This is a genomic window from Actinosynnema sp. NPDC002837 (assembly GCF_040295345.1).
Classification (GTDB): Bacteria; Actinomycetota; Actinomycetes; order Mycobacteriales; family Pseudonocardiaceae; genus Actinosynnema.
Map to the genome: position 1 here is coordinate 36,207 of NZ_JBEOVG010000014.1, position 17,846 is coordinate 54,052.

General features: G+C 73.0%; 14 protein-coding genes and 1 pseudogene. 8 read left to right on the forward strand and 7 right to left on the reverse strand.

The genetic code is table 11. The features are described 5' to 3' along the window. The first annotated feature begins 54 nt into the window (after positions 1-54). The 3 genes from ABTZ99_RS13085 (at position 55) to ABTZ99_RS13095 (ending at position 4,429) form a co-directional block, all read left to right on the forward strand. Positions 55-1,455 carry a cellulase family glycosylhydrolase gene (locus ABTZ99_RS13085; protein ID WP_499611110.1) on the forward strand — a complete coding sequence of 467 codons (1,401 nt, stop codon included), beginning with the start codon at positions 55-57 and terminating at the stop codon, positions 1,453-1,455. Positions 1,456-1,570: 115 nt separating this feature from the next. Continuing rightward, the gene (locus ABTZ99_RS13090; protein ID WP_498777084.1) at positions 1,571-2,815 is read left to right on the forward strand and encodes an SEL1-like repeat protein; all 1,245 of its coding nucleotides are present in this window, start codon (positions 1,571-1,573) and stop codon (positions 2,813-2,815) included. A gap of 321 nt (positions 2,816-3,136) precedes the next feature. After that, positions 3,137-4,429: an eCIS core domain-containing protein gene (locus ABTZ99_RS13095; protein WP_498777086.1), complete on the forward strand. Its 1,293-nt coding sequence runs from the start codon at positions 3,137-3,139 to the stop codon at positions 4,427-4,429. Positions 4,430-4,439: 10 nt separating this feature from the next. Here ABTZ99_RS13095 and ABTZ99_RS13100 read toward each other — a convergent pair whose 3' ends face one another. Genes ABTZ99_RS13100 through ABTZ99_RS13110 form a run of 3 tightly spaced genes read right to left on the reverse strand, consistent with a single transcriptional unit; the run spans position 4,440 to position 7,442 of the window. Then, positions 4,440-5,918 carry a glutamate-cysteine ligase family protein gene (locus ABTZ99_RS13100; protein WP_498777088.1) on the reverse strand — a complete coding sequence of 493 codons (1,479 nt, stop codon included), beginning with the start codon at positions 5,916-5,918 and terminating at the stop codon, positions 4,440-4,442. A gap of 22 nt (positions 5,919-5,940) precedes the next feature. Further along, positions 5,941-6,600, reverse strand: a complete 660-nt coding sequence (locus ABTZ99_RS13105) for a 4'-phosphopantetheinyl transferase family protein (protein WP_498777090.1) — start codon at positions 6,598-6,600, stop codon at positions 5,941-5,943. Beyond that, the gene (locus ABTZ99_RS13110; RefSeq protein ID WP_499611114.1) at positions 6,597-7,442 is read right to left on the reverse strand and encodes a metallophosphoesterase family protein; all 846 of its coding nucleotides are present in this window, start codon (positions 7,440-7,442) and stop codon (positions 6,597-6,599) included. Before ABTZ99_RS13110 ends, ABTZ99_RS13105 begins: the two co-directional genes overlap by 4 nt. 417 nt (positions 7,443-7,859) lie before the next feature. Here ABTZ99_RS13110 and ABTZ99_RS13115 point away from each other — a divergent pair. From ABTZ99_RS13115 to ABTZ99_RS13125, 3 genes and pseudogenes are all read left to right on the forward strand, one after another. Then, positions 7,860-8,201 (forward strand): annotated as a pseudogene (locus ABTZ99_RS13115) (transposase); the annotation flags it as partial. Positions 8,202-8,303: 102 nt separating this feature from the next. Next, positions 8,304-8,555 carry a hypothetical protein gene (locus tag ABTZ99_RS13120; protein WP_498777094.1) on the forward strand — a complete coding sequence of 84 codons (252 nt, stop codon included), beginning with the start codon at positions 8,304-8,306 and terminating at the stop codon, positions 8,553-8,555. Positions 8,556-8,579: 24 nt separating this feature from the next. Beyond that, entirely contained in the window at positions 8,580-9,380 is an 801-nt protein-coding gene (locus ABTZ99_RS13125) for an alpha/beta fold hydrolase (RefSeq protein ID WP_499611117.1), read from the forward strand. On the opposite strand, the gene ABTZ99_RS13130 is transcribed toward ABTZ99_RS13125, so the two are convergent. Further along, positions 9,377-9,772, reverse strand: a complete 396-nt coding sequence (locus ABTZ99_RS13130; RefSeq protein WP_499611119.1) for a winged helix-turn-helix transcriptional regulator — start codon at positions 9,770-9,772, stop codon at positions 9,377-9,379. The two genes, ABTZ99_RS13125 and ABTZ99_RS13130, sit on opposite strands and share 4 nt — an antisense overlap. A gap of 86 nt (positions 9,773-9,858) precedes the next feature. Here ABTZ99_RS13130 and ABTZ99_RS13135 point away from each other — a divergent pair, with 86 nt between their 5' ends. After that, on the forward strand, positions 9,859-10,701 hold the full coding sequence (locus tag ABTZ99_RS13135) for an NAD(P)H-binding protein (protein WP_498777101.1): 843 nt from the start codon (positions 9,859-9,861) through the stop codon (positions 10,699-10,701). A 7-nt stretch (positions 10,702-10,708) separates the two neighbouring features. Here ABTZ99_RS13135 and ABTZ99_RS13140 read toward each other — a convergent pair whose 3' ends face one another. Genes ABTZ99_RS13140 through ABTZ99_RS13150 form a run of 3 tightly spaced genes read right to left on the reverse strand, consistent with a single transcriptional unit; the run spans position 10,709 to position 16,492 of the window. Continuing rightward, positions 10,709-13,582, reverse strand: a complete 2,874-nt coding sequence (locus tag ABTZ99_RS13140) for a TIR domain-containing protein (protein ID WP_499611121.1) — start codon at positions 13,580-13,582, stop codon at positions 10,709-10,711. Positions 13,583-13,601: 19 nt separating this feature from the next. Continuing rightward, the gene (locus ABTZ99_RS13145) at positions 13,602-14,774 is read right to left on the reverse strand and encodes a GAF domain-containing sensor histidine kinase (RefSeq protein WP_498777106.1); all 1,173 of its coding nucleotides are present in this window, start codon (positions 14,772-14,774) and stop codon (positions 13,602-13,604) included. Further along, positions 14,771-16,492 (reverse strand): sodium/solute symporter, encoded by a 1,722-nt coding sequence (locus tag ABTZ99_RS13150; RefSeq protein WP_498777108.1) that lies wholly within the window; start codon positions 16,490-16,492, stop codon positions 14,771-14,773. The genes ABTZ99_RS13145 and ABTZ99_RS13150 overlap by 4 nt, the downstream gene beginning before the upstream one ends. 113 nt (positions 16,493-16,605) lie before the next feature. Here ABTZ99_RS13150 and ABTZ99_RS13155 point away from each other — a divergent pair, with 113 nt between their 5' ends. Further along, positions 16,606-17,778 (forward strand): RNA-guided endonuclease InsQ/TnpB family protein, encoded by a 1,173-nt coding sequence (locus ABTZ99_RS13155; protein ID WP_499611124.1) that lies wholly within the window; start codon positions 16,606-16,608, stop codon positions 17,776-17,778. Positions 17,779-17,846 lie beyond the last annotated feature (68 nt).

The window sequence follows — 17,846 nt, forward strand, 5'->3', positions numbered from 1 at the left end:
CCCTGCAACCGTGGGAGGCGCCCTGTGGCACCCCGATGGCCAGTAACGACCCTCTTGGCGCCGCTCGTCGCGGCCGCCCTGTCCGTGCCGACGGCCTCGGCGGACGACCTCGGCACGACGGCCGTCACCGAGCACCAGGCGGAGAGCGCGACGATCTCCAACGGCCTGGTCGAGTCCAACCACGCGGGCTACACCGGCAGCGGCTTCGTCAACTACGACAACGAGTCCGGCGCGTACGTCGAGTTCACCGTGACCGCCGCGACCGCCGGCGCCGCGACCCTGTCCTTCCGCTACGCCAACGGCACCACCGCCAACCGGCCGGTGAGCGTCACGGTCAACGGCTCGGCCGGCGTGAGCGTGGCCTTCCCCGGCACCGGCGCGTGGTCCACCTGGGGCACGGGCTCCGCGACCGCGCGGCTGACCGCCGGCGCGAACCGCGTGCGCGTCACCGCGACCACCGCCAACGGCGGGCCGAACCTCGACCGGCTCACCGTCGACACCGGCACGACCGGCGCCGGCCGGCCCGCGGACGTCAACGGGCAGCTGCGGGTGTGCGGCGTGAAGCTGTGCAACCAGCACGGCCACCCGATCCAGCTGCGCGGCATGAGCACGCACGGCATCCAGTGGTACTCGCAGTGCGTCAAGGCCGCCTCGCTGGACGCGTTGGCGAACGACTGGGGCGCGGACGTCCTGCGGATCTCGATGTACGTGCAGGAGGGCGGGTACGAGACGGATCCGCGCAAGTTCACCGACCTGGTGCACGGCTACATCGAGGAGGCCACGCGGCGCGGCCTGTACGCGCTGGTCGACTGGCACCAGCTCGACCCGGGCGACCCGAACGCGAACATCTCGTTGGCGCGCACGTTCTTCACCGAGGTCGCGCAGCGGCACCGGGACAAGACCAACATCATCTACGACATCGCGAACGAGCCGAACAACGTCTCGTGGGCGGGGATCAAGTCCTACGCCGAGCAGATGATCCCGGTGATCCGGGCGCAGGACCCCGACGGCGTGGTGTTCGTCGGCACGCACGGCTGGGGGTCGCTCGGCATCTCCGACGGGCGCAGCGAGCAGGACATCATCGCCAACCCCGTCAACGCCACGAACTTCATGTACACCTTCCACTTCTACGCGGCGTCGCACCAGGACGAGTACTTCGCCGCGCTGCAGCGGGCGGCGGCGCGGCTGCCGATCTTCGTGACCGAGTTCGGCACCCAGACCTACACCGGCGACGGGGACAACGACTTCGCCTACAGCCAGAAGTACCTGGACTTCCTGGCCGCGAACAAGATCGGCTGGACGAACTGGAACTTCTCCGACGACTTCCGCTCCGGCGCGGTGTTCAAGGAGGGCACGTGCGCCGGTTCCACGTTCACCGGCACGGGTGTGCTCAAGCCCGCGGGCGTCTGGATCCGCGACCGTATGAGGACCGCGGACAACTTCCCGACGAGCTGACCGACCCACCGCCGCCGACCCGGGCGTCCCCCGGTTCGGCGGCGATCGGGGGATCTTCGGCGGCGTGGGCCCGGGGTCTGGGAGCATCGGTGGGGGGCGAGGCCAAGGGGGACACGTGCTCAAGAAGACGGGCAACGACGACACGGCGGCCGTGGTCGGCTTCGGGGTGGCCGCGGCACGCGCCGGCGATGTCGCGGCGGCGGAGGTCTGGTACCGCGCCGCCGCCGATCGCGGAGACGTCGACGGCATGAACCTGCTGGCGCTGATCTGCGAGGAACGCGGCGCGTCCGCCGAAGCCTCGCGCTGGTACGCCCGCGCCGCCGAGCTGGGCGACACGACCGCGATGCACGGCCTGGCCCGGCTCGCCCGGCAGGACGACCGGCTCGACGCCGCCGAGCGCTGGTACCGGGACGCCGCCGACCGCGGTGACCAGGAGGCGATGACCGCGCTGGCCGACCTGCTCTCGGCGACGGGCCGCTCCGGCGACGACGACGCGTGGTACCGCCGGGCCGCCGAGTCGGGCGACCCGCGGGCGCTCGCGGTGATCAGCACCCGGCTGCGGGCCAGGGGTGAGACCGACGAGGCGGAGCGGTGGTTGCGCCGGGCCGTGGAGGCGACCGGCGAGCCGTTCTTCCTGGTGGAGCTCGGCGAGCTGCTGGCCGGGCGCGGAGACCTGGACGGCGCGGAGACCTCGCACCGCCGTGCCGCCGAGGCCGGTGACGTCGGCGCGATGGCCCACCTCGGGTCGGTGCTGGTGGCCAGGGGCCGGGTGGAGGAGGCCGAGGGGTGGTACCGGAAAGCGGTCGCCGCCGGTCGTGCGTCCGCCATGGCGGATCTCGCTCTGCTGCTCGTGCACCGGGGCGAGACGGCCGAGGCCGAACGGCTGCTGGACCGGGCGTCCGGCGCGGGCGAGGTGGACCACGACCTGTGGGACGCGCTGCCCCCGCTGGAGCCCTCGGTGCTCGACCGGCGGGAACGGGAGGCCGCGCCGCGGGTGCTCGTCGTGCTCGGCGTCCTGGCCCGGCGGCGTGACGACCTCGACGGCGCCGAGCGCTGCTTCCGCCGTGCGGCGGACGCGGGCGACGCCCAGGCCATGTACGAGCTGGGGATGCTGCTGACGCGGTGGGGCACGGCGAGCGCCCGTGCCGCGATGCGCCGTCCGGGCCGCCGGGTCGGGTCGTCGTCGGACGAGGCGGAGACCTGGTTCCGCCGCGCCGCCGAGGGCGGCCACCCGGACGCCATGTTCAGCCTCTCCGCCCTGCACAAGGGGAGCGCGGAGGGCGAGCTGTGGTGGAACCGCGCCGTCGAGGCCCGGCGGGCCGACGCGATGAAGGCTTTGGAGGCGCAGACCCCGAGCTGACCGCGCGCCGCAGCACGAGCCTGACCACGCGCCACAGCCCGGACCGACCACGCGTCGCGGGTGCGGACCGCCCACCCAGCCTGGGTCTGACCGCGCGCCCAGCCCCGGGCCTGATCGCGCGCGCAGCCTGGCCCCGACCGCCCGCCCAGCCTGGGCCTGACCGCGCGCCCAGCCTGGGCCTGACCGCGCGCCTCGGGCGCCGACCACGTGCCGGCGAGGGCAACGACATTGCCCGGGCACTGCCCGTCGGGGCCTGTCCGGCCCCCGCGCGGCCGATGAGCATGTGAACCGTCGCACTCGCCCGCGAGGATGGGGACGGTCATGCACGTGCACGACAAAGCCGAACGGGACGCCCACCCGGCGCGGACACCGCGGCGCGCCGAGGAGTCGGGGGCAACGGCCCGGGCGATCGAGTCGGGCGCCCGGCGCCCGGGACCACCCTCACCAGCCGCGGTGCCGGCACTGCAACGCGCCATCGGCAACGCCGCGGTGGCCAGGATGATGTCCGGCACGCGCGACGACGGCGACCCGGCCGACGCCCACCAGCACCCCGTCCAGCGGTCGGCCGTGCACGAGGTGCTGAGCTCGCCGGGGCGCCCGCTCGACGAGTCGACCCGGACCGAGATGGAGGCGAGGCTGGGCGCGGACTTCTCCGACGTCCGCGTGCACGCCGGCTCGGAGTCGCGGCGGTCGGCGGCCGAGATCGGCGCGCGCGCCTACACCTCGGGCAGCCACGTGGTGATCGGCGAGGGCGGCGGGGACAAGCACACCCTCGCCCACGAGTTGACCCACGTCATCCAGCAGCGCCGGGGAGCGGTGGCGGGCACCGACAACGGCGCGGGGCTGAGCCTGTCCGACCCCGGCGACCGGTTCGAGCGCGAGGCCGAGGCCACCGCCCACGCCGTCCTGCGCGGGCCGGTCCCGGGCACGTCGGCCGCCGGGCCGGCGGAGGCGGAGGCCGTCGACCACGCACCGCACCTCCAGGCGCCCGTGCAGCGGGCCCCGGCGACCGACCAGGCGGAGGAGGAGGTGGCGCAGGACCCGGTCTTCACCTTCGCCGAGGACAGCGACCTGCCCCCGAACCCCACGATGTGGAGCGACGGGATGCCTCCGTTCATGAACTTCTGGATCGGCGGGGAACGCCCGGACTTCGAGATCAAGGTCGAGCAGTTCTGCGCGTACATGTCCGTCCACTGGCTGCTGAACGGCCAGGGCACCGGCGGCCTGCGGTTCACGGACTTCGCCGCCGGTACCCGCCTGCACGCGGCCCGGACGTTGCGGGAGTGGTGGGCGAGCGGGGGCCGGGAGGGCCAGAAGCAGTACGCCGCCGAGCGGATGGGCGGCCACGAGGTGAGCCTCGCCAGCCTCGACAACGACGCCCGCAAGGGCACCCTGCCCGTGGGCAGCACGATCTGGTTCGGCAACGACGACCACGCCGAAGCCGCCGTGAAGACCGGGAAGGACAGCTACCTGATGTACGACCCGAACTCCGGGCTGACGACCAAGCGGAACAGCACGGCGTTCCGCTCCTACATCGCGAGCAAGAACGTCTTCGTGGTCAAGCCCGGGCCGGGCGCGGATCCCGAGTCCTGCATGTGCTGCGCCGTCATGTGACGGAACGGGTTCAGGGCACCGGCCAGGTGTGGACCGGTTCGTTGGTGTGCATCAGGTCCCGGTACGAGCGCAGCATCCGGCGCAGCGCCTCGGGCCGGTCCAGCGCCGTGTGGTCGTACTGCCGGTGGAACGCGCGCGCCTGCCAGGTGGCCCCGTTCACGCCGGTCAGGCACCGCTGCTCGATCACGCCCAGCAGCCGGTCGCGCTCGGCCGGGTCCACCTTCATCCGCACCAGGCCCTCGTGCGCCATCGGCAGCAGGCGGCGCAGCACCAGCTCCACCACCGGCACCGTGCCCAGCCCCGGCCAGTACACCTGCGCGTCGATCCCCGACCGGGCGCCCGAGGTGAAGTTCTCCTCCGCCGCGCTGAACGACATCTGCGACCACAGCGGCCGCTCCTCCTCGGCCAGCACGCGCACCAGGCCGTAGTAGAACGCGCCGTTCGCCAGCATGTCGACCACGGTCGGCCCGGACGGCAGCGTGCGGTTCTCCACGCGCAGGTGCGGCTGGTCGCGCACCACGTCGTACACGGGCCGGTTCCAGCGGTAGATCGTGCCGTTGTGCAGCCGCAGCTCCGCCAGCGACGGCGTGTCGCCGCGCTCCAGCACCTGCAACGGGTCCTCCTCGTCGCAGATGGGCAGCAACGCCGGGAAGTACCGCACGTTCTCCTCGAACAGGTCGAAGATCGACGTGATCCACCGCTCCCCGAACCACACCCGCGGCCGGACGCCCTGTTCCTTCAGCTCGTCGCTGCGCGTGTCCGTGGCCTGCTGGAACAACGCGATCCGCGTCTCCCGCCACAGCTCCTTGCCCAGCAGGAACGGCGAGTTGGCCCCGATCGCGACCTGCACGCCCGCGATGGCCTGCGCCGCGTTCCAGTACGCCGCGAAGTCCTCCGGCGACACCTGCAGGTGGAACTGCGTGCTGGTGCACGCGGCCTCGGGCACGATCGAGTCCGCGGTGAGCTGCAGCCGCTCGATCCCGCTGATCCCGATCTGGAGGTCCTCGCCCCGCGCGGCCAGCACCTGCTCGTTGAGCAGCGTGTACCGGGGGTTGCCCGACAGCGCGTCCACGGCCAGGTGCTTCGGCTGCAACGTCGGCAGGATCCCGATCATCACCATGTGCGCGTCCACGCCGCGCGCCTTGTGCTCGGCCTCGTTCAACGACGCCCGCACGACGTCCTCGAACGCCGTGATCCCGCCGCCGGTCAGCAGCCGGGGCGCGACGTTGATCTCCAGGTTCCACTGGCCGAGCTCGGTGACGAAGTCCGGGTCGGCGATGGCCTCCAGCGCCTCGGCGTTGCGCATCGCCGGGTCGCCCGCGTCGTCGACCAGGTTGAGCTCGATCTCCAACCCGGTCGTCGGCCGGTCGAACTCGAACCGGGACTCGCCGAGCATCCGGGCGAACACGTCCAGGCAGCGACGCACCTTCGTGCGGTACCGCGTCCGGTCGTCTCGGGTGAACTGCTGTCGCCCGACCTCGTCGCCCATACCGCCGCCTTCCCAAGCCCGATCAGCGCGCGGGTACCGCGATCGCGGTCACCACAAACCCCTCCCGCGCCAGCCAGCGACCGGTGAACCCGTCCAGCGCCACGCCGTCCACCACGGGCGGCTCGACGAGGATCCGCGCGGTGAAGGTGCCGTCGTCCGGGTTGAGGGTCACCTCCGCATCCTCGAACCCCAGCCACGTCCGCGCCAGCGGGAACCACGCCTTGTAGACGGTCTCCTTCGCGCTGAACAGCAGCCGGTCCCACGCCACCTTGTCGCCCGACGCCCGCAGCTCACCCATCCGGGCAAGCTCGGCGGGCACCGCGATGGCCTCCAGCACGCCGTCCGGCGTCGGCTCGTTCGGCTCGGCGTCGATCCCGATCGTCCACAGCTCGGACGACCGGCCGACGGCCGCCGCCCGGTAGCCCTTGCAGTGCGTGATGCTGCCGACCACGCCCTCCGGCCACGTCGGCTCGCGCTTCGGCCCCGGCAGCAGCGGCACGGGCGGGAACCCGAGGGCGGCCAACGCCGTGCGCGCGCAGTGCCGGCCCGTGGTGAACTCCTTGCGCCTCTTCTCCACCGCCCGGGCGACGTGCTCCTCCTCTTCGGGGAACAGCACCACCCCGTCGGGGTCGTCGAACGCGTCGAACGCCGACACCGGCGGCGGCAGCAGGTCCGTGATCACCGTGCGTCCCCCTCGCGCAGCACGTCCAGCAGCGGGGCGGCGGTCCAGCCGCGCGGCTGCCACTCCCGCGGGTAACCGAGCGACACCTCGTCGAAGCGGACGCCGTCCTTGCGGATCGTGCGCGGGATGTGCAGGTGCCCGTAGACCATCACCGCCGCGCGGAACCGCAGGTGCCAGTCCGCGGTCCGCTCGGAGCCGCACCACAGGGCGAATTCGGGGTACCGCAGCACGAACGTGGGATCGCGCACGAGGGGCCAGTGGTTGATCAGCACGGTGCGCAACGAGCTGTCCACGGCCCGCAACCGCCGCTCGCTCTCCGCGATCCGCGCCGCGCACCACGCCTCACGGCTCGGGTACGGGTCCGGGTGCAGGAAGTACTCGTCGGTGCAGATCACCCCGGCCTCCTGCGCCGCGGCCAGCGCGGACGCCTTGTCCGTCGTGCCCGCCGGGCGGAAGGTGTAGTCGTAGAGCGTGAACAGCGGCGCCACCGCCACCGGCCCGCCGGCGCCCTCGAACACCTCGAACTCGTCGTCGGGCGTGAGCACGTCGATGCTGCGGCACAGCTCGACCAGCTGCTTGTAGCGCACCTCGCCGCGGGCCTGCGCCGGGTCGTCCTTCGTGGTCCACAGCTCGTGGTTGCCCGGCGACCAGACCACCTTGGCGAACCGGCCGCGCAGCACGCCCAGCGCCCACTCGACGTCGTCGAACTTCTCCGCCACGTCGCCCGCCACGATCAGCCAGTCGTCGGGCGAGTGGGGCTGGATCGCGTCCACGAACGCGCGGTTCTGCTGGTACGTCACGTGCAGGTCGCTGGTGGCGAGGAGTCGCGGCGCAGTGCTCACACCTTCGAGCGTATCCGTGCGCAGCCGGTATCGGGGAGTGACCGCTCATCCGCTCGTCGCTCCTGTGTAGCCGTTCGGCGGAGTGCTGGTGGCCGCGTGACGCTGGACCACTCCCGTTCGTCGCGCGTTCCCTTACCAGGGAGCGCCGGTGTTCCTAGCGTGATGGGCATCACGACGTCCTGGGCGGAGGACCTGATGACCAACTACGTACGACCAGCGCAGCCGTTCGGTCGAACGGTGGGCGCGGAGATCGCCCGCCAGGTGCAACAGCACGCGCACCCCGCGGTCGCCCCCAGGCGCACGGACGACGCCGCCCTGGCCATGTTGCTGCGCGCCCGCCAGCGCGGTGACGCCCAGCGGCAGGAGCCGTGGGTGCGCCGGGCGCCGGAGGCGCCACCCCGACCGCCGCACGCCGACGTGATCGAGCAGCTGGCCGTGCGCCTGGTGCCGCCGTCGCTGTGGGCCGTGGTGGAGCCGCTGCTGCCGCCGGCCAAGGTGCGCCGCCAGGGCGGTGGCCGCGGCCGGGTGTCGGACCGGGCCATCTTCACCGCGATCGTGTTCGTCCTGACCAGCGGTTGCGCGTGGCGGCACCTGCCGCCGACGTTCGGCGTGACCGTGCCGACCGTGCACCGCCGGTTCCAGGAGTGGAGCGAGGCCGGGCTGTGGCTGCGGCTGCGCCGGGTGGCGGTGGAGGGCGCGGCGGGCGACACCGAGTGGCTGCGGCTGGTGCTGGAAGCGGCGGAACGACGCGGCGCGCGCGCAGCGGGCTGAACGGCACGGGGAACGACGGTGGCAACGCGGGCGTCCCAACTGTGAACCGGGACGTCCGCCAGACCGTTCGTCCCAATGGAGGTGTTCGTCATGAAGGAGCTGTCCAGACGTGAGCTCGCGCTGCTGCGGGCGACGGTCGCGAACCGGGTCGACCTGACCCGCAGCGCCGAGCCCGACGTGCGGGTGGACGGTCTGCCGTTCTGCGATCCGACCGCGGCGCGCGCCCTGGTGCACGCCGGTCTGATCGCACCGGCGAGCGCGGTCGCGCCGGGTGACCGCGCGCCCGCCCGCCTCACCGCCGCCGGCGCGGCGGCCCTGGGACTGGCGGTCCTCGCGGCCTGACCCCTCGGCCGGTTGACTGGGGGCGTGACTCCTGTTCACGTGACCGTCGTCGAAGGCCCCGCGGACGTGCCACCTGCCGTGTTCCTGCACGGGGTGCTCAGCTGGGGGAGCGACGACGACTACGGCTTCGGCCACCAGCGCCCGCTCGCCGAACGCCGGCGACTGCTCCTGGTGGACCGCCGCGGCTTCGGCGCGAGCCCCGACCTCGACGGGCCGCACCGCAGCGACTACGAGGTGGACGCCGAGGACGCCGTCGCCCTGCTGGACGGCGGGGCCCACCTGGTCGGCCACTCCTACGGCGCGGTCGCCGCGATGCTCGCCGCCGCGGCCGAGCCGGGGCTGGTGCGCTCGTTGTGCCTGGTCCAGCCGGGTGCGCTGCGGCCGGCGGAGGACCACCCGGCGGTCGCCGAGGCGCTGGCCCGCGCCCGTGCCGCGGTCGGCGGGCTCCCGCCGGACCTGACGCCCGGGGACTACCTGAGGCTGTCCACCGAGGCGGTCGGCATGCCCGCGCCCGAGCCGACGCCCGCCCGGCTGCGCGCCGCCCGCACGACGATGGCCGAACGCCCGTGCTGGGACGCCGACGTGCCGCTGGAGCCGTTGGCCGGGGCGCCGTGGCCCGCGCTCGTGATCCGGGGCGACTGGTCGGGCGCGCCCGAGGAGTACCGCAGGCTCGCGGGCGTCCCGCTCCAGGCCGCCGCCGAGGTGATCGCCGAGCGGATCGGCGCGGACCTGCTCACCGTGCCCGGCTTCTACCCGCACGTCCAGCAGCCGGCCGCGGTCAACGCCGCGCTCGCCGAGCTGTGGGACCGGGCCGACAACCGCTAGCCGGCCTCGTCGTACCGCCGCCGGGCGTCCAGCACGTCCGGGACCCGGTCGCCGACCCACTCCAGCACCGCGCCCAGCCGGGCGGCGAACTGGCTGCCCAGCGGGGTGAGCGCGTAGGTCACCCGGGGCGGGGTCGTCGGTTCCACCTCGCGGGTCAGCAGGCCGTCGCGGACCAGTTCGCGCAGGTTCTGCGAGAGCACCTTCTCGCTGATGCCGCCGACCCGGTCGCGCAGCCGGTGGAAGCGCTGCGGGCCGGGGCGCAACGCGGTCATCAGCACGATCCCCCACCGGCTGGTGGCGTGCCGGAACAGCACGTGCCCCGGGCAGTCGGGGTGAAACCCGTCACCCGGCGCCTCGCCCGCGCCCTGCCCTTCCTGGACTCCTACCCCCACACCCGGAGCTTACCCACGGGTCAGTCCTTACCGGGTCGATCGCCGCGCGCCTACGGTCGCCGCCGACGAGAGGGAGGGATCCGGTGGTGGGGAACAAGGTCCTGGTGACCGGTGCGACGGGGAACGTGGGCGCGCAGGTGGTCGGACTGCTGTCGGCGGCCGGTGTCGCGCCGAGGGCGCTGAGCCGGCGGTCGGACGCGGGGCTGCCGGCCGGGGTCGAGGTCGTGCGGGGTCACCACTTCGACCCGGCGACGCTGGAGGCGGCGCTGGTCGGCGTCGACCGGGTGTTCCTGGTGTGGCCCGCGTTCACGGCCGGCGCCGCCGAGGCGGTGGCGGAGCTGATCGGCGCGCGACGGGTGGTCCTGCTGTCCTCCGGCGCGGTGGTGGACGGCGTGGCGGAGCAGCCTCACCCGATCGGGCGGTTCCACGCCGAGGTCGAACGGGCGCTGGCGCGGGCCGGGGCGGAGTGGACGTTCCTGCGCCCGCACGGCTTCGCCACCAACACCCGCGCCTGGGCGCCGGAGATCCGCGCCGGCGACGTGGTGCGCGGCGCGTACGGGAGGGCGGCGTCGACGTTGATCCACGAGGCCGACATCGCGGCGGTGGCGGTGCGGGCGTTGACCACGACCGGGCACGCCGGTGCGCGCTACGAGCTGACCGGGCCCGAGGTGCTGACCAAGGTCGAGCAGGTGCGCGTGATCGGCGAGGCCCTCGGCCGGCCGCTGCGGTGGGAGGAGCTGTCCCGCGCGGAGGAGCGGGAGCGGTCGCTGTCGTGGCTGCCCGAGTCCGTGGTGGACGCGGTGCTCGACGGCCAGGCCGAGCTGGTCCACCGGCCGTCGGCGCCGACGGCCGCGGTCGAGGAGGTGACCGGGACGCCCGCCCGCCCGTTCCGCGAGTGGGTGGCCGACCACGTGCACGAGTTCCGCTGACCGCGGCTCAGCCGGACAGCTTCGCCAGCCTGGCCGCCAGGTCGGCCAGCACGCGTTCGCCGTCGTGCGGCGGCAGCTCGCTCAGCGTCGACTTCGCGGGCACGCCCTGGAACCGGCTCAGCGCGGGCGTCTCGTGGAACAGGCTCGGGCCGACCAGGACCGGGATGATCCGGCAGCCACCCTCCTCGGCGGCGGCCAGCAGGCGGGGCAGCTCCTCGGAGTTGATGTAGTCCGAGGCCAGCGAGTCGGCGCTGACCAGCACCAACGCCGCCTTGGCGCGGGCCAGGGCGGCGGTGATCTCCCGGTGCCACTGGTCGCCGAGCTCGATCCGGCGGTCCGACCAGACGTCCAGGGGCAGCGGCTTGAGGTGCACCTGGAGCCGGGTCAACCAGTGGGCGTCCTGGTGGCTGTAGCAGACGAACACCTGGTCACGCGGCACCGGCAAGCGCTTGCCCGCCAGTTCGACCAGGTCGTCGCGGCGCAGTTGGCCGAGGTAGAACCGGAACTGCGGGTCGTCCGCGACCAACCTGCGCCCGCGCGGGTCGTGGAACAGGTGGTCGCCGCGCAGGCCCTCGAACAGCTCCGCGCGCTGCCCGTCCAGCTTGAGGACCCCGTCCGGCGTGCGGGCCAGCTCCAGCAGCAGGTCGACGCAGACGGCCTCGTCCGGGCGGTCGCGGGTGACGAAGTCGACCACCACGTCGTGGTACTTGAGCTTCAGCCGCTCGGTGACCTTGGCGCGGGCGTGGGCGAGGTCGGTGCGCACCGCCTTGCGGCCGGGCTCGGTCTGCTCGACGCCCGCCGTGACCGCGATCTGCCAGCACAGCATCTGCGCGGTGAGCAGGCTGCCCGCCGACGCGCGGGAGATCTCGGCCTTGCGGTCGAACGCGATGTTCAGCGCGTGCTCGCCCTGCTCGATCATCCTGACGATCAGGCCCTCGACGGCCGCGCCGAGCCGGAACACGCGGATGCGGGTGGCGACGTCCGTGCCGACGGAGACCAGGTGGCGTGCCGTGCCGGGGATGCCCAGCAGCACCAGCCGCCGGCCGGAGGACCCGTTGTCCGCCAACAACTTCAGGTAGTCGGCCAGCTTGTTCTGCAGGTCGGCGGGCAACCGCTGGAAGTCGTCCACCGCCACCAGCCCGGTGTGCTCCTCGGGCAACGCGGTGATGGCGGGCAGGTCGGCGGGGTTGCGGGCGCTCAGCACCGTGACCTCGCCGAGCCGTTCGCGGTCGCGGGCGACCGCGTTGCGCAGCATCGTCGTCTTGCCGATGCCGGACGGCCCTTCGAGCACGATGCCCAAGCCCGGCTGGCGCAGCGACATCCGGAACTCGGCGAAGTCGTCCGGCTCCACGAAGGTCACCGTCGGCACGCCGGCCACGGTGAACACGTCACCGAGGCTGCGGGGTTCCGCCACGGTCTTGGCGTCCACCGGTATCGGCGGCTCGCCGCGCACCTGCCGTGCGGCGAACCGCACCCCTTCGACCACGCTCAGCAGCGCCTCGTCGCGGCTGGGCCAGTCGACCACCGGCCGCCCGCCCGTGGGCAGCGGCGCGAGGGCCCCGAACGGCTGCTCCTCCCACGACGTGGGCCGGGCGATCACGGGCAGCACCACGGCGGCCTGCCGCCGGTGCCGCCGCAGGACCACGCCGAGTTCCCGGCTCGCGCCGTACCCGGTGGCCAGCAGGTAGCGGCTCACGACCAGCAGCACGAGGTCCGCGTCCCGGACCACCGGGACGACCGTGGTGTCGAAGTCGAAGCTCTCGTCCACGAACCGCAGCGCCACCTGCGACAGCGCCCCCTCCGACAGCAGCCCCGCCAGCGCCTCGGTCAACGCCTTGGCGAACCCGTGGTCCGGCTTGGTGACCACCACGACCAGCCTCGGCGCGGGCGGCTCGTCGCGGACCACCGGCACGGTCGTCGGGCCGGGATCGCCGGGAAACCCGGGTCCTTCCACACCGCCGCCCGCGATGCCGAGCGTGCCGAACAGCCGGTCCCGGGCGGCCCGCGAGTCCAGCCCCACGAGGTCGCACCTGCGGCCGAACAGCTTCGCCGAGGTCCTGATGGCCACCTGGACGGCGATGACGTCGTGCGGCAGTCGGCGTGCGGCGGCGATCTCCTCGTGCGACAGGCTCTCCGACAACACCACGAGCACCCGGTCGACGTCACCGAGCACCGGCACGCCACCGCCGCGGGCCAGCGCTCGCGCGTCCAGCTCGGCGGAGTACCCGGCCTGGCGGAGCTGGAAGGCGACCCACTCGGCCCACTCCGCGTCGGCCGGCACGTACACCACCGCGAAGTCCGCGCGACCGGCCTCCACCACGCGGGTCTCACCCGTCCGGATCCAGGCGACCGCGCTGGTGTCCTTCACCTCGACCTGGACCCTTCGGAACGCGGCCGCCTCGTCGGTGTGCCCGACGATGCTGCCGAAGAAGTAGCCGGAGGCGATGACGTTCACCCGGTGAGGCGAAGCCTTGGCGGCGGCCCGCAGCGCCGCCGAGTCCAGGAGCCGGAACGCGAAGGGCACGGCGGCGCCCGCCCCGCCCCGGCCGTCGAACAGCACCTCGCCCGCGTGCAGCACGACGTCGAGCCCCAGCCGGGCGCCGTCCGCCGCACCGGTGTTGCGCAGGTCGAGCAGCCGCGCCAGGGCGACGAGCCACTTCTCCACGACGAGGACCTTCGGCACCTGCGCGGGAATCAGGATCAGCTGACCGCTGCCGTAATCCAGCACCTCCGCGCCGTCCGGGCCCAAGCCGGCTTCCCGCAGCGAGTCCCGGACCACGGCGCGGAGTTGCCGCAGTTCGCGGCCGGTGCGTCGTCCCGTGGTCATGAGGTCGACGGCGACGATGGTGCGGTGCTGCGGGTAGTCCGTCGGTCGCGTCATCCGCACCACCCCGTCGTCGCTAGGCGTGCACGCCCGCCTGGTACTTCGGCACCCGCACGCTGATCTTCGTGCCGAGCCCCTGCGCCGTTTCCACGACCAGACCGTAGTCGTCGCCGTAGCACCGACGCAGTCGCTCGTCGATGTTCCCCAGCCCTATCCCGGCCGTCTCGCCGACCTGGCCGGCCAACGTCCGGCGCAGCGCGTCGGGGTCCATGCCGATGCCGTCGTCCTCGATGGTGATGTGCGCTTCGGCGCCCGCGTCCGCCGCCAGGATCGAGATGTGCCCCGGCCCGACCTTGCCCTCCATCCCGTGCCGCACCGCGTTCTCCACCAGCGGTTGCAGGCACAGGAACGGCACGGTCACCGGCAGGACCTCCGGCGCGATCTGCAACGTCACCTTGAGCCGCTCGCCGAACCGGGCCCGTTCCAGCGCCAGGTACTGGTCGATCGACTTCAGCTCCTCCGACAACGTGGTGAAGTCGCCCGCCCGGCGGAACGAGTAGCGGGTGAAGTCGGCGAAGTCCAGCAACAGCGTGCGAGCGCGCTCGGGGTCCGTGCGCACGTACGACGCGATGGCGGACAACGAGTTGTAGATGAAGTGCGGCGAGATCTGCGCCCGCAGCGCCCGCACCTCCGCCTCGACCAACCGGGTCCGCGACCGGTCCAGCTCGGCCAGTTCCAGCTGGCCCGACGCCCACCTGGCCACCTCGTTGGTCGCCCGCACGAGCCCGGCCGACGCCTCCCGGCTGTACGCCGCCAGCACGCCGACCACCCGTCCCTCCACGGTCAGCGGCGCGAGCACGGCGGTGTGCACGGGGCAGTCGGGCGCGGAGCACGTGATGTCGAACGCCCTGGTGCGGCCGGTGTCGAACACGTCGGCGGCCAGGCCCATGGCCTCGGCCGCGTGGTGCTCGCCGTCGCCCTCCCACGCCACGACCTCGGTCTCGTCGGTCAACGCGAGCGCGGGCGTGCCGAGCAGCGTCCGCAGGTGCTTGGCCGACTTCTTCGCCGCCTCCGGCACCAGCCCGGCGCGCAGCGGGGGAGCGGCGGACCACGCGGTGTGCAGCGTCTCGAACGTGATCCGCTGCTCGTGGGTCAGGAAGTCGTTGCGGGTCCGGGACGTCCACCACAGCGTGATCACCACGGCGAGGCCGACGAGCAGGATCGCGCCCGCCGTCCACAACGCGGTCACAACCGGTCCTGGCTGCGCAGGCCCAGGTTCTCCGGCGCGTGCAAGCGCACCATGACGTGGTTCACCCCCGGAGGCACCTTGCGCGGCGTCAGCAGCGACACCGCGTACATCACGACGAAGCCCAGCGGCACGGTCCACGCGGCGGGCCGGGCCAGGAACACGTGGTACCACGCGCCGCCGCCCCGCGTGCTGATCGTGACCAGACCGGCCACCAGCGCGGGCAGGCCGCCCGCCACCATCCCGGCGACCGCGCCGACCGTGCTGATGCGCGTGCTCCAGATGCCCAGCACGAGCAGCGGGCACAGCGACGACGCCGCCACCGCGAACGCCAGGCCGACCATGTCCGCCACCGGCACCTTGCCCACCAGCCACGTCATGCCCAACGGCACCAGCACGGCCAGCACCGTCGACATGCGGAACCCGCGCACGCCGCGCAGCCGCAGCACGTCCCGGCTCAGCACGCCGGCCAGCGACACCATCAGGCCGGACGACGTGGACAGGAACGCGGCGAACGCCCCGCCGGCCACCAGCGCGCCCAGCAGCTGCCCGCCGAGCCCGTCGATCATCCGGCTCGGCAGCACCAGCACCACCGCGTCCGTGTCGCCGGTCATCAGCAGCTCGGGCGTGTACAGCCGGCCGAGCGCGCCGTAGATCGGAGGCATCAGGTAGAACACGCCCAGCAGGCCCAGCACGATCAACGTGGTGCGCCGCGCCGCCCGGCCGTTCGGGTTGGTGTAGAAGCGCACGATCACGTGCGGCAGGCCCATCGTGCCCAGGAACGTGGCGATGATCAGCGAGTACACCGCGTACAGCGGGAACCGCTCGCCGCCGCGCATCGGCAGCGCCCACACGTCGTTGGTGTTCGACGGGATCGACCGCACGTGCGGCACGGCCGCGCCCTCGGGGAACGTGAGCCGCGTCCCGGCGGACACCACGTGCCGCCCCACGGTCAGCTGCCCGCCGCCGTCGACCCGCTCGCCGTCGACCCGGCCGACGCCGTTGAAGGGCGTGGCGCGGGAGGCGTCGAAGGTCGTGTCGGAGTCGAACGTGACCGTGGTCTGCTTCGGGAACTCGGGGAACTGCGGCCCGGTCAGGTCACGCGCGCCGTGCGCGTGCCAGGCCATCACCAGGAACACCACCGGCACCGCGATCGCGGTCAGCTTGAGCCAGTACTGGAACGCCTGCACGAACGTGATGCTGCGCATCCCGCCGGAGATCACGTTCGTGGTGACGACCACCGCGACCACCAGCGCGCCCACCCAGTCCGGCGCGCCCGTCACCGTGTGCAGGGTCAGCCCGGCGCCCTGCAGCTGCGGCAGCAGGTACAGCCACCCGATGCCCAGCGCGAACACGCTCGCCACCGCGCGCACGGCCGGCGAGGCGAACCGGGCCTCGGCGAAGTCCGGCAGCGTGTACGCGCCGCTGCGGCGCAGGGGAGCGGCGACCAGCGCGAGCAGCACCAGGTAGCCCGCCGTGTAGCCGACCGGGAACCACAGCATGTCCGGCCCGTGCGCGAAGATCAGCCCGGCGATGCCGACGAACGACGCCGCGGACAGGTACTCGCCGCCGATGGCGGAGGCGTTCCACCACGGCGAGACGGTGCGCGAGGCGACGAAGAAGTCCGACGTCGTGCGCGAGATCCGCAGCCCGTACGTGCCGACCAGCATCGTGCCGACCGCGACCACCAGCACCGCGACGATGCCGTACCCGCTGCTCACCGCAGCCCCCGGAGGAAGCCGTGGTCCCTGGCCGCCGGAGATCCGAGCACGCGGCGGGCGGGTCGGCGATCAACCCACCTGATCACCGGGCGGCGTCCGCTAGGCTGATCTTCGTGCGAACGGCGTACCGCGTCAGGGTCCATCCGGACGCCGATCAGGCCGCGGTGCTCAACCGCACGTTCGGCTGCGTGCGCCTGGTGTGGAACAAGACCCTCGCCGAACGTCGGTGGCGTTACCACGCCGAGGGCAGGCGGACGTCGTACAAGGAGACCGACGCCGCGCTGACGGGCTGGAAGCGCACGGAGGAGTTGGCGTTCCTGTCCGAGGTGTCCTCGGTGCCGCTGCAGCAGACACTGCGCCACCAGCACGCGGCGTTCCAGAGCTTCTTCGCCGGCCACGCGAGGTATCCGAGGTTCAAGTCCCGCACCGGCCGTCAGTCCGCCCACTACACCCGCTCTGCGTTCCGGATGCGGGACGGCAAGCTGTGGCTGGCCAAGACCACCGCCCCACTGGAGTTCGTGTGGTCCTTCGCCGAAGTTGACGTCACCACTCTGAACCCCACGACGGTCGTCGTGTCCCGTGAGCCGGACGGCCGCTGGTACGTGACCTTCGCCGTCGAGACCGAAGAACCCGAACCGAAGGCGGCCACCGGGCACGAGATCGGTGTGGACCTCGGGCTCAAGGACTTCCTCGTGACCAGCGACGGCGACCAGGTCGCCAACCCGCGCCTCATGGAACGCCGGGCGCGGAGCCTGGCCCGCCACCAACGACGCCTCGCCCGCTGCCAACCCGGGTCCAACAACCGGCGAAAGGCCAAAGCCAAGGTCGCCCGTGCACACCGGAAGGTTCGTGACACCCGGCGCGACTTCCTGCACCGCACCAGCACGAACCTGGTGCGGTCGGCCGACCTCATCGCGATCGAGGACCTGGCGGTCGGCCACATGGTGCGCAACCGCCGGCTCGCACGAGCGATCTCCGACGCCGGTTGGGGCGAGTTCCGCCGACAGCTCGAGTACAAGGCGGCTCGCGCCGGACGTACCCTCGTGGTGATCGACCGCTGGCACCCGTCCAGCAAGACCTGCTCCTCGTGCGGACACGTGCTCGCCGAGCTGAAGCTCTCGGTCCGGCACTGGACGTGCCCGCACTGCCGCACCCGACACGATCGGGACCTCAACGCGGCGAAGAACATCCTTGCGGCTGGTCGAGCCGTAGCCCGAAGCGACTCGGGCGATGCCTGTGGAGCTGATGTCAGACGGCAAGGGTCCTCCTTCCGCGATCGGCTGTGAACCAGGAAACCGGCACCGCGAGGTGCAGCGCGTAAGCGCTACGCGCCGCGAAGCGCGTCGGACTCCCG

Bases quoted from the DNA above. Each gene is read 5' to 3' on its own strand.
- ABTZ99_RS13095 (WP_498777086.1), top strand. From the start codon at position 3,137: ATGCACGTGCACGACAAAGCCGAACGGGACGCCCACCCGGCGCGGACA.
- ABTZ99_RS13100 (WP_498777088.1), bottom strand. From the start codon at position 5,918: ATGGGCGACGAGGTCGGGCGACAGCAGTTCACCCGAGACGACCGGACG.
- ABTZ99_RS13120 (WP_498777094.1), top strand. From the start codon at position 8,304: ATGAAGGAGCTGTCCAGACGTGAGCTCGCGCTGCTGCGGGCGACGGTC.
- ABTZ99_RS13140 (WP_499611121.1), bottom strand. From the start codon at position 13,582: ATGACGCGACCGACGGACTACCCGCAGCACCGCACCATCGTCGCCGTC.